Below are 13,858 nucleotides of genomic sequence, written 5' to 3'. Positions count from 1 at the left end.
CTGTGGGTTTGCGATGATGGGTCATGCCTTCGTCGGGTTTGATGGTCAGTGACGAGGACCGGGTCATCCTGGAGTCGTGGACACGGTCACGGGCGATCCGGGCCAGTCACGTCGAGCGAGCCCGGATCATCCTGGCGGTCGCGGACGGACACGGAACCTCGGGCACCGCTCGGCTGGTCGGGGTTTCGCGTCCGACGGTGATCAAGTGGCGTGACCGGTTCGCGGTGCACGGCCTGGCGGGTTTGGACGACGAACCTCGTTCCGGACGGCCGAAAACCGTGGACGACGTGGGAATCATCGCGGCCACACTCGAGCCACCGCCGGAGGCGTTGGCGGTCACGCACTGGTCGAGCCGACTTCTCGGCCGGCACCTCGGTGTCGGCGACGCGACCGTGGCCAGGGCCTGGCGCAAGTATCACGTGCAGCCATGGCGGCAGGAGACGTTCAAGTTCTCCACCGACCCGGAACTGGAGGCCAAGGTCCGCGACGTGGTCGGGCTCTACCTGAACCCGCCGGAGAAGGCGCTCGTGTTGTGCGTGGACGAGAAGTCCCAGATCTAGGCACTCAACCGCACCGCGCCGATGCTGCCACTGCGTCCCGGGTTGCCGGAGAAGGCCACCCACGACTACAAACGCAACGGAACCACGACCTTGTTCGCGGCACTGGAGATCGCAACGGGGAAGGTCACCGATCAGTGCTACGACCGGCACGGCAAAGCCGAGTTCCTCGACTTCCTGGAGAAAGTGGCCAAGGCCTATCCCCGCCGCGAACTACACGTCGTGCTGGACAACTACCACACCCATAAGCACGCCGAGGTCAACGACTGGCTGGCCAGGAACCCGAGGATCACGCTGCACTTCACACCCACCTCGGGCTCCTGGCTGAACCTGGTCGAAGTGTTCTTCGGCATCATCACCCGCCAGGCGATCCGCCGCGGATCCTTCGACAACGTCACAGAACTCGTCGCCGCGATCCGCGGCTTCATCGACGGCTGGAACACCCGCTGCCACCCGTTCGCCTGAACCAAGACCGCAGATCAGATCCTGCCCCACGCCACCCGTCAACGAACCTCAGACGCGCGACACTAGATCAGCTTCGTGAAGACGTCGATCCAGAACCGCTGCCGGTCTTCGGTCACGCCGACGAGGTAGGTCGCCCGGAGTTTGGGCGGCAGCAACGCGACCAGCCGCGCGACGACCTTGCGGTGCCGGCGCAGCTGGGACAGCTCGGCGTTGGCCAGGACCTGGTGCACGACGTCGCCGCCGTCACCGCCCTCGGCCGACGCCGACTCGGACCGCAGCCGCTCCACCCACCGGCCGGCCTGCCTGGCCAGCTCGCCGAGACCGGTCACCGGCCGGTTGTTCAGCCGGTCCACCAGCGCGGTCAGCGGCACCGGCGCGTACTCGCCGTCGCCGAGGTAGATCGTGGCCAGTTCCAGGGGCAGGCCGCGTTCGTGCAGCTTGATGAGCCGTTCGATGGTCCGCTTGGTGATCCACTCACGGCCCTCGTCGTCGATGTCGTGCTTCCACCACTCGAGCACGGTCTCCGCCACGCCGCCGTACTGGCGGATCAGCCACTCGTTGGCCGGGATGTCGGCCGGCTCGACCACCAGCGACGCGGTGAACCGGGTCGCCTGCGCGATGTTGTTGCGGGACACCAGGAGCTTGCGCCCCAGGTGGTAGGGCGGGTTCTGGATCGCCACCTGGGCCCGCAGGTTCTCGATCGGCCGCCCGGTCAGCGACCACTCCTGGGTGATCTCCATCAGCCGGGCGAACGCCGCCTTGTCCTTGGGGCGGTTGTACTCGTCCCACACGATCGCCTTCGGCTCCCGGCCGGTGAACGGCCGCGCGATCAGGTTCTCCAGCGTCCCGTCCGAGGTCGGGATCGGGGCGCACAGGTCTTCGACGTTGGTCACCGGCATCGAGAAGTACAGCGGATCGCGGCCGAGCCCGGCCCGGATCGTCTCGCGCACCAGCTCGGTCTTGCCGCAGCCCGGCGGCCCCTGCAGCAGGACGCTCCAGCGGTTGCGCAGCGCGGCCCGCAGCACCTGCCGGACCGGATCCGGGATGGTGGCGGGGTTGCGCACGCCCAGCGCGTCGGCGAGCCTGCCGAGGATCTCGGCGGTGCGGTCGACGCTCTTCTTGCCGAGCGTCTCCGCCAGTCGCAGCCGCTCGCCGTTGACCAGCGGAAGCGCCCAGCTCAGCGGAAACTCCTCGCGGGCGAGGGCCAGGATGTGCTCCATCGTGCGGGGGGACAGCGCCTCGCGCAGCCCGGGCCCGAGGGAGCTCCACACGCCGAAGAACGCACGCAGATCCCGGTCACGGTGGCGCGCCGCGAGCGTGCCGCGCCAGGCCGTGTCGTTGGCGGTCACCCGCACGGTGACCATGCGGTCCAGGATCGCGAGGTCGCTGCGCCGCGCCGAGGTCTCGGCGAGTGATTCGTTGTCGGTCAGGAACACGCCGACGCAGCCGAGCGCGCGCAGGTCGTACTCGCCCAGCGTCCAGTTGCCCGCGATCTGCATGAGCTGCGACTGGATGGTCTCCGCCGCCTGCAGCGAGTCGTCGATCAGCAGCACGAACGGCTTCCCCGGCCTCAGCTGGCTCATCACCAGCTGCCGCAGCACGAACTCGCCGTCCTCCCGCACCGGGGCGTTGATCAGCAGGTCGTCCGGCGTGAGGTTGGCCGCGGGCACGAACACCAGTTCGGTGCCGGGGTGCGCCTCGGCGATGTGCGAGAAGAAGGTGGCGGTCTTGCCGATGCCGTGCGTGCCGAAGATCTGCCCGGTCTGGCCGATGTCGATCATCGCGTCGATGAAGGCGGTCAGCCGGGACCCGCTCCCGGGGTCGGTCCGGTAGGTCGCGTTGGGTCGCCAGGCCGGGCGCGCGGTCTCGGTCATCGGGTTCTTCCGGTCACGGGCCGCACGCGGTGGCAGGCCATGGGTGGGGTGTGCGCGTCGGGCCAGTCGTCGCCGCCCTCGGTGATGAGCCAGATCCACTTGTCCGGCTCGGCCGGTGTCACGGGCGGGGCGTACCCGTCGGTGAGCACGACGACGGCGTCCGGGCGTTCCTCGAAGTACCTGCCCGCCACCGTGGACCGTCCCTCGACGTGGTCCACCACGGCCTGGAAGCTGGTGCCGCCACCGCCGTACACCGGCTCTCCCGGCCGGAACGGCATCACCACACCGTCGAACGACAGCCAGTGCGCCTGCACGCCCTCGATTTCGCCGACCAGCTCGATCATCCAGTCCAGCACGCTCGCCGGCATCGACCCGGACGTGTCGTACGCGATCACCAGCACCTTGTCCCGGACCGGTCCGCGTCGCGACAGCATCGGCTCATGACCGAGCACCGCCAGCACCGCGCCGCGTTTCTTCGGGTACACCAGCCGCTCGCCCTCGCGCAGCTTCGAGCCGAGCACGTCGACCAGCCACCGCTGCCACCAGTCGACCTTGCCGGTCCGTGCGGTCACGCCCCGCAGCGCGCCCGCGCCGAGGTTCCCCCAGATCCGGCTCGCCGTGTCCTCGGTGCGTCCCATCAGATCGAGCAGCTCGGACTCCGCGACCGGGTTGCCGCGGCGGGCCGCCAGCAGCGAGTTCAGCAACGCCGACGACACGGTCGCGTCGACCGTCTCCTGGTCCACCGGAAGCCGGTGGGTCACGTGGACGCACAGCGGTGCCGGCACCGGCGGATGCTTCATGCGCTTGAGTTCCGTGTAGACGGTCAGGTCGGTGCCGGTGAAATCGTCGTACGCCAAGGGAAGCAGGTCCTGCGCGGTGAGGTCTTCGACGTACCGCGCGTGGATGTCCGCGGGGTCGATTCCGGTCGGTTTCCCGTCCGACCGGGGCAGCCCCCGGCCCAGCCGCACGAGGGCGACGTGGTTGATCACCACCTCGGCCGCGAGCGTGAACACCGGGTCCTCCCGCAGCTCGGGCTGGGCGAACAGGTGCCGGTGCACCAGGTGCCGGGCCTCGTGGAACAGCACGAACTTGACGCCGTCCAGCCCGATCCCGACGAAGAAGCCGGGGTTGAACAGCAGCAGGCACGTGCCGTCGCCGGACGCGACGACCGCGGCGGTGTCGATCGCCGTCGTGGCGATCTGGTACCGGCACTTGGTGTAAAGCCACGAGCCGACCACGGACTCGGCGAGCCCGAAGTCGAGCAGTGCGGCTTCCTTGAGCCGCTCTGCCTCGGCGATCACCGCGGGCGGGGCCGGCTGCCAGCTCACCAGCGCCCGCCGGTCGGTCAGGTCGACGACCGGCAACCGCGTCCGGTACCCCACTTTTCCCCCTGTAGCATCCGTGACGACGGGTCGTAGCGCAGAGGCAGTCGCACCTCTTCCGCAAGGAGGGACACGCTGGTTCGAATCCAGCCGCCCGTCACTCACACCCGCGCGATGGCGCCGCTGGTGGCCACCAGTTCGGGCACCGTCCCGGCGAACGTCGGCAGCAGCTGCGCCAGCACCGCCCACGCGTCCGGGTTCGCTCCGAGCTCGGCGCGCACCATCGGCGCCAGCAGGACAGCGGCCTCCTCCGCGCGCTGAGGGAACAGCCGGGTGCCCAGCCGCAGTACGGCCAGCACGTCCCCGGGCGGCCGGCCGAGCAGGACGAAGTCGCGCAGTTCGACGATGCCCGCCCGGCGGAGCCGGTTCGTGAACTTGGGGTGCGAGCCGAACTGCGCGCGCACCTCCGGCGGGCAGTCGATCCGCACCCCCAGCGCCCAGCGCGTGAAGCCGGGCAACGGCTCTTCCCGATCCGCCTCGGCGACGGCGGCCCAGTCGGGTTTGCCGACGGCGCGCACCGCCGTCCGGGCCGACCCCATCGTCCGCGCCTCGCGCAGCCCGCCGATCAGTCCCCGCCGGCTGACCGGGATGTCCGGTTCCCGGTGCGGGCAGTACGACCGCCCGCAGTCGATCCGCACCGGCAATGGCCCGGCGGCGGTGCCGAACGGCAGGCCGCGCAGGATGTCACGTTTGTGCGCCGCGTCGACGTCGGCTTGGTGGAACACCAGCCGGTTCGTGACGGGATCGTCTCGCTCGAGCATCCACAGCTGGACCGACCTGGGTGCGTCGAGCCGATCGAGCTCCCACGCGGCGTTCCCGTCGGTGAGCGGCTGCGGCTCGCCGATCCCCAGCCGCTGCCGCGCCGCGGCCGCGTCGCCCCGGTCGGCCATCGAGAGCAGGAAATGCACTCCCGGCATGGTGTTGCGACTGTTCACAGCGGTGATTATCGCAGAACGCCCGCGGTGGCCGCGCCGGGTTTTCGCCCCGGCTCGAAGCACCCGGTGACGTCCTGGCGCGGCCACCTCCCGGTGATCGCGGGGACTCAGACGCCCATGCTGCTCCCGAGGCTGTCCAGTGCCTTCTGGACCAGAGCCTGGGCGTTGGCGTTCAGGTTGGCGTTCGCACCGTTGACGACCCAGGACGAGCCCGAGAAGATCACCACGGTCACGCCGTTGTCGACGCCGCCGGTGGTGCCGCTGCTGGGGATGCCGAGGGACGACGCCGCCTTCACCGATGCCTCGCCCAGTTCGCGGGAGTCGTTGTCCGATGTGGTCTGGTTGTTCCCCGTCTGGGTGTCGCCGAAGATCGCGCCGATCACCTTGCTCTTGTAGAACATCAGCGCGAACTGGCGGCCCTTGATGCCGTGCTCCTTGTAGAAGAAGTGCGGGCACGGGCTCTTGCGGTCGTAGCAGTCGTCGCCCAGTACGTAGAACGGGACGTGGTGCGCGGCCAGCTGCTTGCCGTTGCTGTCCTGGAACGTCGTCTCGCCCTGGTGGTCCGGGTCGGGGTCGGGGTCGCTGCCGTCGTCGTCGACGGCCAGGGAAGAGCTGTAGGCGTAGACACCCGACGACACCTGGAACACGTTCACGTTCTGGGATCGCGTCATGGTGTTGATGTGGGGCTTGGAGTTGACCTTGTTCGCGGTCGTGCTGTTCTTCTTGACGCCGGCCAGCACCTCGGCGGCCGTGTACGTTTTGTCCGCCGAGGCCGGGGAAGCGGTGGTCGTTCCGGCCGCGTCGGCGGCCTTGACGCCGAGCGGCGGCGCGATGAGCGTCAGAGCCGCGGCGGCCACTACAGCGAAGCGCTTGCGGGATGACATGGGCGGGGACCCTCCGTCGTTAGTTAGGAAAGTTACCTAACAGAGGGAACCACCCGGTGACCCCGAGCACGCGGAATTTTACCAACATTTTTGAGAAATGTTCCGGTGTCCGGGGCATTCCCGGGCGAGAAACCGCAATCAGTGTGGCTCGCCGAACCAGTGAGCGAGCGCGGGTTCGAGGTCGTCCGGTTTCCCTGCCCAGCACACGTAACCGTCCGGCCGGACGAGCATCGGCTCGGTGTCGGCCCCCAGGCCCGCGCGGTCCACGCGGTCCTTCCACCGGGTGGCGACCTCGGCATACCTGTCGGCCGGATCGATCAGGACACCACGCCCGCTCCGCAGCAGCTCGTGCGAGCGGATCGGGCCGAGATCCCGGTCCGGTGCGGGAAGACCGACGAGCGGCTGGTCCTCGGCGCCCGGCATGGGGTAGCGGATGCCCATCCCCGACAGCATGTCGTCGAGGTGGTACTGGACCGCCGGCAGCTCCGCCAGAGCCGCGAACAATTCCTTGGCAGCCACCAGATCCGGGTCTCCGGTGCCCTGCTGGTCCATCAGCAGGCTCTGCGCCTGGACGTTGCGCAGGACGGCGGCCGCCACCGGGTGGCGTTCCGCGTGGTAAGTGTCGAGCAGGTGCGGCGGCGCCCAGCCGTGCACCGCGGCGCCGAGTTTCCAGCCGAGGTTCAGCGCGTCCTGGATTCCGGTGTTCATGCCCTGCGCGCCGATCGGGAGGTGGACGTGGGCGGCGTCGCCCGCCAGGAACACCCGCCCGTGCCGGTACTGCGCGGCTTGCCTTGCCGCGTTGGTGATGCGGCGCGCGTAACGCAGTTCCAGCAGCCGCACCCGGGAGCCGAAGACGGCACGCAGCCCCTCGCGGATCTCGTCCTCGGTGACCGGGGCCTCGCGGGGGAGTGACCGGCCCGGTCCGCCCAGTGCCAGCCGGCGCAACGGCCTGCCCTGGGGATCGGTGCCGAGCGGGAACACCGACACCCAGTGCCCGTCCTCGCTCCGGCCGTGCGTCATCGCCAGGTCGACGCCGCCCAGCCGGACGTCGGCGGCGACGGTCGTCATCGTGCCCGGCCGGCCGGGGAACTCCGCTCCCAGCAGCGACCGCACCGTGCTGCGACCGCCGTCGGCGGCGACCAGGTAACGGGCGCGGACGACAGCGCCGCTCGCGAAGGTCGCGGTGACTCCGTCGCCGTCCTGGGCGATGCCGGTCAGCTCGTGGTCGCGCCGCACCGGGAGGCCCTGTTCGAGGAATCCCTCGATCACCACCTGCGGGATGGACCGCCACGGATGACGGTGCCGGCCACGGGTGAGCGGGAGCGTGATGCCCGCGAAGTGGGCGGTGCCGGCCGGGAAGTTTCCCGTCGCCAGCAACGGTTCCAGCAAGCCGCGCTGGTCGAACGCCTCCTGCGTGCGGGACTGCACGCCGCCCGCCTTCGACAACGTGCTGCGCTGCGCCAGCTTGTCGGCCAGCACGGCCGACACCCCCGCGAGCCGCAGTTCGTGGGCCAGCGTCAGGCCGGTCGGGCCCGCGCCGACGACGAGCACGTCGGTGTCCATGAGTTCTCCCCTGGTTGTGCCGATCAGGACGAGAGCAACCCTCCGGCCACCGCGGCGACCAAGCCAGAAACGGACGCGAGTTCGCCGATATCCGGCGCGGACTACGCTCGGAGCGGTGGAATCCGACTACGACGAGCTGGATCGCCGGCTCGTGCACGCCTTGCAGGTCAACGGCCGGGCCCCGTTCAGCACGATCGCGGCGGTGCTCGGCGTGTCGGATCGCACCGTCGCCCGCCGGTACGCCCGGCTGCGGTCGGCGGGGGCGGTGCGGGTGCTCGGCGGGGTCGACCCGGTCGCGTTGGGCGCGGTGCTGTGGTTCCTGCGGGTGCGCTGCGCGCCCGCCGCGTCGGTCCCGGTCGCCGAGGCGCTGGCCCGCCGCCCCGACACGTCCTGGGTGAGCATCACCTCCGGCGGCACGGAGATCACCTGCACGGTCCAGACCGAGAGCGAAGCCGACAGCGAAGCGTTGCTGCTGACCAAGCTTCCGCGCACCCCACGCGTGGAGGGAGTGACCGCGCACTCCGTCCTGCACGCGTACTACGGCGGCCCGGACAGCCTGGTCGCGAAGCTCGGCTCGCTGGACGACGAGGCGGTCGACCGGCTGCGCCCGCCGCCGGTGCCGCACCGGCCGGGGCCGGTGCGGCTCGACGACGGCGACCGCAGGCTCCTCGCCGCGCTCGCCACCGACGGCCGGACCGAGTTCGAGCAGCTGGCCGCGGTGACCGGCTGGTCGTCGACCACGGTCCGGCGCCGGATGACCGAGCTTCGCGAACGCGGGGTGCTGTACCTGGACATCGACGTCGACAGCCGCCTGTTCGGGGTCGGCCCCCGGACCCTGCTGTGGCTCTCGGTCCCACCCGCGTACCTGGAGGAGGCCGGCACGGCCCTGGCGGAACACCCGGAGATCGCGTTCGCCGCCGCCACGACCGGGCCGACGAACCTGTACGCGAGCGTCGTCTGCGCGGACCAGCAGCACCTGTACCGCTACCTGACCACCCGGGTGGCCGCACTGCCCGCCATCACGCACGTCGAGACCGCGCCGGTGATCAAGACCGTCAAACGGGCCGTCACCAGGACCTGACGACCGAGCAGCGGACTACTCGCGATCGCGGTCGAGGTCCGCGTAGAACGAGCGCAGGGCGGCCGCGAGCCGGTCGGGTGCTTCCATCGCCACGTAGTGGCCGATCCGGTCGATGTGGACCGCCGTCACGTTCGCGGCGACCTGCCGCAACGTCGCCGGCGTGCGGTCCGAGAAACCCGCCACCGCCAGCACCGGCAGGTCCAGCTTCCGGGCCGCGAGCCGCCGGAGTTCGTCCCCTTCCGAGAGCAGGGACCGGTACAGACCGGCGGCGCCGGCGAACGCGCCGGGACGCGCGTACGAGCGGACCAGCTCGTCGATGTCGGCGTCGGTGAACGCGTCGGGGCTGGCGACCAGCGACGGGATCGCGTAGCCGGCGAGGAACGCGCGCTCGCGTCCGGCGAGGAGCATCTCCGGGATGCCGGGCGCGGCCAGGACGCCGATGTGCCAGGCGCCGCCGTGGGTGACGTCGGCGAGTGACTCGGCGCCGAATCCCGGGAGTGCCGTCTCGATTCCCGTGTAGCTGCGGACGAGTTCGGGGTGGGTCGCGGCGACGCGGAACGTCGTCGGCCCGCTGATGTCCTGGCCGGTGAGGTGGACCGGTCCGACGTCCAGGGACGCGATCAACTCGCTGAGGTCCTTCGCCGCCGTCGCGCTGTCGTGGTCCGGGGTGGCGGTGGCCGAGTCGCCGAAGCCGCGCAGGTCGGCCGCGAACACCCGGTGGTGCTCGCTCAGCAGGGGGATCAGCTTGTGGAAGACCCACCAGGTCTCCGGGAAGCCGTGCACCAGCAGGACGGGGGACCCGGAGGTGCCGGCGGCCACGTAGTGCAGTTCGGTTCCGTTGACGCGGACGCGGTGGTGATCGACACCGGGCATGGGGTTCCTCCGAGGCAATAGACAAGTGACTTGTCCAACCCTAGGTGATAGACAAGCCACTTGTCCATCTCGTCGGCCTCGTATGATCGGCCCCATGGCGCAGTCCAGCGGTGCCGAGCTCGCGCTTCTGCTGCTCGGCGGCTTCCACTCCATGGTCGACGAAGTGAACGTGGAGCTCGCGAAGCGCGGCCACGAAGGTGTCCGCCCGGTGCACGAGTTCGCCCTGCGTGCCGTCGACGCGGGCGCGGACACGGCCTCCGAGCTCGGGCGTCGGCTGTCGGTCACCAAGCAGGCCGCCGCGCAGACCATCGCCGTGCTGGAGGGGTTCGGCTACGTCGACCGCGAGCCCGACCCCGCCGACGCGCGCCGCAAGCGCCTGCGGGTCACGCCCCGGGGCCACGAGCTGATGACCGTCGGCGGCGCGCTGTTCGACGACGTGCGCAGCCGCTGGGCCGACCGGATCGGGCTCGGGCAGCTCGAAACCCTGGAAACGCACCTGGCCCGGCTCACCGGGCGCCGCTCGTTCACCGCCGAAGATCTGCGGGACTGACCCCGCTCAGCGGTCCTCCAGGTGGCGGGCGAGACGCTGCTGGTTCTCGGCGAGACGCAGGCAGAGGTGCCGCAGCTGGGTCGTTTCGGCGGCGGTGAAGCCGTGGAAGAGCGCGGCCATCGCCAGCTGCGACGGACGGCGGAACTCCTCGAGCCACGTCCGGCCGTCGTCGGTGATCCGGACCAGCACCGACCGGCGGTCGCGCGGGTCGGGGAGCCGTTCCGCGTGCCCGGCGCGCTCCAGGGTGTCGACCAGGCCGGTGACGTTGCGTGAGCTGACCCCGGCGGACGCGGCGAGGTCCTTGACGTTGGCTTCGGCCGTGCTCAGCCGGATGAGGATGTCGAGGGCGCCGGGGCTGAGGCCGCGGCTGTCGGTGCCGCGGGCCCGCAGCTGGTCGAGGCTGCGCGCGGCCACGCGCACCGCCGCCGCGGCTTCGAGGATGCCGGTGTCCTCACCGAGGGTGAACTCGGCCAGCGCACCGCGGACGTCGGGGGAGTAGAGGTGGTCGTCGGGGTCCTTCGCGAAGTCATTCATAGTGAAGCACTACATTAGTACGTGCTTCCCTAATCGTGTCAAGATCATGTCCGTCCGCAGTCGTTTACCAGGGTTTCGCCCGGCGTTAGCCTCGGGCCCGGCACAGGTTCTCGAAGTCCCGCACATACTGACCCGGCTCTCCACCACGACACCCCCGGAGTCCCCATGACGGACGTCAACCGACGGCGTTTCCTGCAGCTGGCCGGCGGCACCGCCGCCCTTTCCGCGCTCTCCACCAGCATCGCCCGCGCCGCCGAAATCCCCGCAGACCGGCGCACCGGGTCCTTGCGGGACATCGAGCACATCGTGGTCCTCATGCAGGAGAACCGGTCGTTCGACCACTACTTCGGCACGCTGCGCGGCGTCCGCGGCTTCGGCGACCCGCGGCCGGCGACGCTGGCGTCGGGCAAGTCCGTCTGGGCGCAGTCCGACGGCAAGCGCGACATCCTGCCCTTCCGCCCCGAAGCGGACAACCTGGGCCTGCAGTTCATCCAGGACCTGCCGCACGGCTGGAACGACACGCACGCGGCGTGGAACGGCGGCAGGTACGACAAGTGGGTGCCCGCGAAGGGCTCGACCACCATGGCGTACCTGACGCGCGAGGACATCCCGTTCCACTACGCGCTGGCCGACACGTTCACGATCTGCGACGCCTACCACTGCTCGTTCATGGGCTCGACCGACCCGAACCGCTACTACATGTGGACGGGCTACACGGGCAACGACGGCCAGGGCGGCGGCCCGGTCCTCGGCAACGACGAGAAGGGCTACTCCTGGACGACCTACCCCGAGCGCCTCGAAAAGGCCGGGGTGTCGTGGAAGATCTACCAGGACGTCGGCGACGGCCTCGACGCCGCCGGCGGCTGGGGCTGGATCGAGGACGCCTACCGCGGCAACTACGGCGACAACTCGTTGCTGTACTTCAACTCCTACCGCAACGCGAAGCCGGGTGACGCGCTGTACGAGAAGGCGCGCACCGGCACGAACGCGAAGGCCGGCGACGGCTACTTCGACCAGCTGCGTTCCGACGTCAAAGCCGGGAAGCTGCCGAAGGTCTCGTGGATCACTGCGCCGGAAGCCTTCTGCGAGCACCCGAACTGGCCGGTGAACTACGGCGCCTGGTACATCGCGCAGGTGCTCGACGCGCTGACGGCGAACCCGGAGGTGTGGAGCAAGACCGCGCTGTTCATCACCTACGACGAGAACGACGGCTTCTTCGACCACGTGGTCCCGCCGTACGCCTCGGCCGGGCAGTCCACCGTGGACACGACGGGCGAGATCTTCGCGGGCTCGGCGGCGAACCCGGCCGGCCCGTACGGGCTCGGCCAGCGCGTCCCGATGCTCGTCGTGTCGCCGTGGAGCAAGGGTGGTTACGTCTGCTCGGAGACGTTCGACCACACGTCGATCATCCGGTTCATCGAACGGCGCTTCGGGGTGCAGGAGCCGAACATCACGCCGTGGCGGCGGTCGGTGTGCGGCGACCTGACGTCGGCGTTCGACTTCGCGCGCACCGACGTGCGCGTGCCGGCGCTGCCGGACACGGCGGGCTACGAGCCGCCGGACCGCGTGCGGCACCCGGACTACGTGCCCGCGGTCCCGGCGCACAACGTGCTGCCGAAGCAGGAACGCGGGCTGCGGCCGGCGCGGGCGCTGCCGTACGACCTCTCGGCCGACGCCCGGCTGGCCGGCGGCACCCTGACGGTCACGTTCGCCAACCACGGCCGCGCGGGCGCGACGTTCTATGTCGTGACGCCCGGCGGTGAGCCGCGCACGTACACCGCCGGCGCCGGCAAGTCGCTGTCGGCCGCCTTGCCCGCGTCCGGGGCCTATGACTACACCGCGTACGGGCCCAACGGGTTCGTGCGCCAGTTCCGCGGCGGCGCCGCGGGGCCCGAGGTGAGCGTGCGCCAGGAAGGCGGGGAACTCGCGCTGGTCTTGACGAACAGCGGCACCACGACGGTGCAGCTGACGGTGGCGGACGCGTACGGCCGCTGCTCGTCGACGCACCGGCTGCGCCCGGGCGCGCGGGTCGTCGAGCACGTCGACACCCGGCGCAGCAACAACTGGTACGACGTGTCGGTGTCTTCGGACCGTGACCCGAAGTTCCTGCGCCGCCTCGCGGGGCACGTCGAGACCGGCCGCCCGAGCACGAGCGACCCGGCGACGCTCACGAAGTGACGTTCTCCCGGCCGCGGCGCCAGTCCGACGGGCTGGCGCCGCGGTTGCGTTTGAAGGCCACGCTGAAGGCGAACGGGTCTTCGTAGCCGACCGCCTTCGCCACCGCGGCGACGGTGTCTTCGGTGTCGCGCAACAGGTCCGCGGCCAGCGTCATCCGCCAGCCGGTGAGGTACGTCAGCGGCGGCTCGCCGACCAGGTGCGCGAACCGCGCGGCGAACGCGGCCCGGGACAGCCCCACCCGCGCGGCGAGCGCCGCGACCGTCCATCGGTGGGCGGGCTCGGCGTGCAGCAGGCGCAGGGCTTCCCCGACGCCGGCGTCGCCCAGCGCGCGGTACCAAGCCGGCGGGGCGTCGGTCGCGGCGCACCACGCCCGCAGTGCCAGGACGAGCACGAGGTCCAGCAGGCGGCGCAGCACGGCGTCCTGGCCCGGTTCGTCGCGGGCGACCTCGGCGGCGAGCAGGTCGAGGGCCGCGCGGGTCCGTGCCCCGGCGGGGATGACGGCCAGTGGCGGGAGCATGTCCAGGAACCGCTCGGCGACGACGCCGTGGAGCTCGTACGCGCCCCGCAACATCGTCGTGGCGCCGGGCGCGCCGTCGCCGTAGGTGCGCGGAGCGCGGGGGCTCAGGTCTCCGGTGCCGGTGACCGGGTACTTCCGCCCGCCCCGGATCACCACCTGGGGTGCGGTGGCCGGGTCGTCGGCGATCGTGTAGCCGGGCACCTTGACCAGCGCGATGTCCCCGGCGGCCAGGCGAACCGGCGGCCCGGCGCCGAGGTCGAGGAACGCGTGCCCGCCGAGCGTGGCGACCAGCGTGAGCGGCGGGGCATCGGCGAAGGTCAGCGACCACGGCGGCCGCTGGATCAGCTGCCGGACCAGCGCGTCCGCGGCGTGGGCCCGGTGCAGCAGGTCGCTCAGCACGTCCATGGACCGACCCTAGACGATCACAAAGGAATCATCGACTTTCTCCCATGGATCGTCTTGCCG

General features: G+C 70.8%; 11 protein-coding genes, 1 tRNA gene and 1 pseudogene. 5 read left to right on the top strand and 8 right to left on the bottom strand.

Features of this window, described 5'->3' with window-relative positions; genetic code table 11:
- The first annotated feature begins 23 nt into the window (after nucleotides 1-23).
- Nucleotides 24-1,088, top strand: a pseudogene (locus tag ACZ7PG_RS03580) (IS630 family transposase).
- Here the strand turns inward: ACZ7PG_RS03580 and ACZ7PG_RS03575 are convergent.
- Both ACZ7PG_RS03575 and ACZ7PG_RS03570 read right to left on the bottom strand, forming a co-directional pair.
- Nucleotides 1,085-2,896 (bottom strand): AAA family ATPase, encoded by a 1,812-nt coding sequence (locus tag ACZ7PG_RS03575; protein ID WP_470237516.1) that lies wholly within the window; start codon nucleotides 2,894-2,896, stop codon nucleotides 1,085-1,087. The pseudogene ACZ7PG_RS03580 and the gene ACZ7PG_RS03575 overlap by 4 nt on opposite strands.
- Nucleotides 2,893-4,278: a vWA domain-containing protein gene (locus ACZ7PG_RS03570; RefSeq protein WP_470237515.1), complete on the bottom strand. Its 1,386-nt coding sequence runs from the start codon at nucleotides 4,276-4,278 to the stop codon at nucleotides 2,893-2,895. The genes ACZ7PG_RS03575 and ACZ7PG_RS03570 overlap by 4 nt, the downstream gene beginning before the upstream one ends.
- Nucleotides 4,279-4,302: 24 nt before the next feature.
- Between ACZ7PG_RS03570 and ACZ7PG_RS03565 the strand changes: the two genes are divergently transcribed.
- A tRNA-Ala gene (locus ACZ7PG_RS03565) sits at nucleotides 4,303-4,378 on the top strand.
- Between the two features lies 1 nt (nucleotide 4,379).
- On the opposite strand, the gene ACZ7PG_RS03560 is transcribed toward ACZ7PG_RS03565, so the two are convergent.
- The 3 genes from ACZ7PG_RS03560 to ACZ7PG_RS03550 all read right to left on the bottom strand — a co-directional run bounded on the left by ACZ7PG_RS03560 (nucleotide 4,380) and on the right by ACZ7PG_RS03550 (nucleotide 7,660).
- Nucleotides 4,380-5,213, bottom strand: a complete 834-nt coding sequence (locus tag ACZ7PG_RS03560; RefSeq protein ID WP_470237514.1) for a hypothetical protein — start codon at nucleotides 5,211-5,213, stop codon at nucleotides 4,380-4,382.
- 107 nt (nucleotides 5,214-5,320) lie between these two features.
- A complete protein-coding gene (locus ACZ7PG_RS03555) occupies nucleotides 5,321-6,097 on the bottom strand; it encodes a glycoside hydrolase family 75 protein (RefSeq protein WP_470237513.1) in 777 nt (258 codons plus the stop codon).
- 138 nt (nucleotides 6,098-6,235) lie between these two features.
- Nucleotides 6,236-7,660, bottom strand: a complete 1,425-nt coding sequence (locus ACZ7PG_RS03550; protein WP_470237512.1) for an FAD-dependent monooxygenase — start codon at nucleotides 7,658-7,660, stop codon at nucleotides 6,236-6,238.
- Nucleotides 7,661-7,775: 115 nt separating this feature from the next.
- Between ACZ7PG_RS03550 and ACZ7PG_RS03545 the strand changes: the two genes are divergently transcribed.
- Nucleotides 7,776-8,741: an Lrp/AsnC family transcriptional regulator gene (locus tag ACZ7PG_RS03545; protein ID WP_470237511.1), complete on the top strand. Its 966-nt coding sequence runs from the start codon at nucleotides 7,776-7,778 to the stop codon at nucleotides 8,739-8,741.
- A gap of 15 nt (nucleotides 8,742-8,756) precedes the next feature.
- On the opposite strand, the gene ACZ7PG_RS03540 is transcribed toward ACZ7PG_RS03545, so the two are convergent.
- Nucleotides 8,757-9,614, bottom strand: a complete 858-nt coding sequence (locus tag ACZ7PG_RS03540; protein WP_470237510.1) for an alpha/beta fold hydrolase — start codon at nucleotides 9,612-9,614, stop codon at nucleotides 8,757-8,759.
- A 94-nt stretch (nucleotides 9,615-9,708) separates the two neighbouring features.
- Between ACZ7PG_RS03540 and ACZ7PG_RS03535 the strand changes: the two genes are divergently transcribed.
- Nucleotides 9,709-10,164 carry a MarR family winged helix-turn-helix transcriptional regulator gene (locus ACZ7PG_RS03535; RefSeq protein WP_470237509.1) on the top strand — a complete coding sequence of 152 codons (456 nt, stop codon included), beginning with the start codon at nucleotides 9,709-9,711 and terminating at the stop codon, nucleotides 10,162-10,164.
- Nucleotides 10,165-10,170: 6 nt separating this feature from the next.
- On the opposite strand, the gene ACZ7PG_RS03530 is transcribed toward ACZ7PG_RS03535, so the two are convergent.
- A complete protein-coding gene (locus ACZ7PG_RS03530; RefSeq protein ID WP_470237508.1) occupies nucleotides 10,171-10,698 on the bottom strand; it encodes a MarR family winged helix-turn-helix transcriptional regulator in 528 nt (175 codons plus the stop codon).
- A gap of 165 nt (nucleotides 10,699-10,863) precedes the next feature.
- On the opposite strand from ACZ7PG_RS03530, the gene ACZ7PG_RS03525 reads away from it, so the two are divergent.
- Nucleotides 10,864-12,876 carry a phosphocholine-specific phospholipase C gene (locus tag ACZ7PG_RS03525; protein WP_470237507.1) on the top strand — a complete coding sequence of 671 codons (2,013 nt, stop codon included), beginning with the start codon at nucleotides 10,864-10,866 and terminating at the stop codon, nucleotides 12,874-12,876.
- Here the strand turns inward: ACZ7PG_RS03525 and ACZ7PG_RS03520 are convergent.
- The gene (locus ACZ7PG_RS03520; protein WP_470237506.1) at nucleotides 12,866-13,798 is read right to left on the bottom strand and encodes an AraC family transcriptional regulator; all 933 of its coding nucleotides are present in this window, start codon (nucleotides 13,796-13,798) and stop codon (nucleotides 12,866-12,868) included. The two genes, ACZ7PG_RS03525 and ACZ7PG_RS03520, sit on opposite strands and share 11 nt — an antisense overlap.
- Between the last annotated feature and the right edge of the window lie 60 nt (nucleotides 13,799-13,858).

The organism is Amycolatopsis sp. NPDC114504, assembly GCF_055633595.1.
The sequence above is the reverse complement of the archived record's forward strand: the minus strand, read 5'-3'. Positions and strand labels throughout refer to the sequence as shown.

Excerpts from the sequence above, each read along its gene's own strand:
- ACZ7PG_RS03575 (WP_470237516.1), bottom strand. The coding sequence starts at position 2,896 with ATGACCGAGACCGCGCGCCCGGCCTGGCGACCCAACGCGACCTACCGG.
- ACZ7PG_RS03555 (WP_470237513.1), bottom strand. The coding sequence starts at position 6,097 with ATGTCATCCCGCAAGCGCTTCGCTGTAGTGGCCGCCGCGGCTCTGACG.
- ACZ7PG_RS03550 (WP_470237512.1), bottom strand. The coding sequence starts at position 7,660 with ATGGACACCGACGTGCTCGTCGTCGGCGCGGGCCCGACCGGCCTGACG.
- ACZ7PG_RS03540 (WP_470237510.1), bottom strand. The coding sequence starts at position 9,614 with ATGCCCGGTGTCGATCACCACCGCGTCCGCGTCAACGGAACCGAACTG.
- ACZ7PG_RS03535 (WP_470237509.1), top strand. The coding sequence starts at position 9,709 with ATGGCGCAGTCCAGCGGTGCCGAGCTCGCGCTTCTGCTGCTCGGCGGC.
- ACZ7PG_RS03530 (WP_470237508.1), bottom strand. The coding sequence starts at position 10,698 with ATGAATGACTTCGCGAAGGACCCCGACGACCACCTCTACTCCCCCGAC.
- ACZ7PG_RS03525 (WP_470237507.1), top strand. The coding sequence starts at position 10,864 with ATGACGGACGTCAACCGACGGCGTTTCCTGCAGCTGGCCGGCGGCACC.
- ACZ7PG_RS03520 (WP_470237506.1), bottom strand. The coding sequence starts at position 13,798 with ATGGACGTGCTGAGCGACCTGCTGCACCGGGCCCACGCCGCGGACGCG.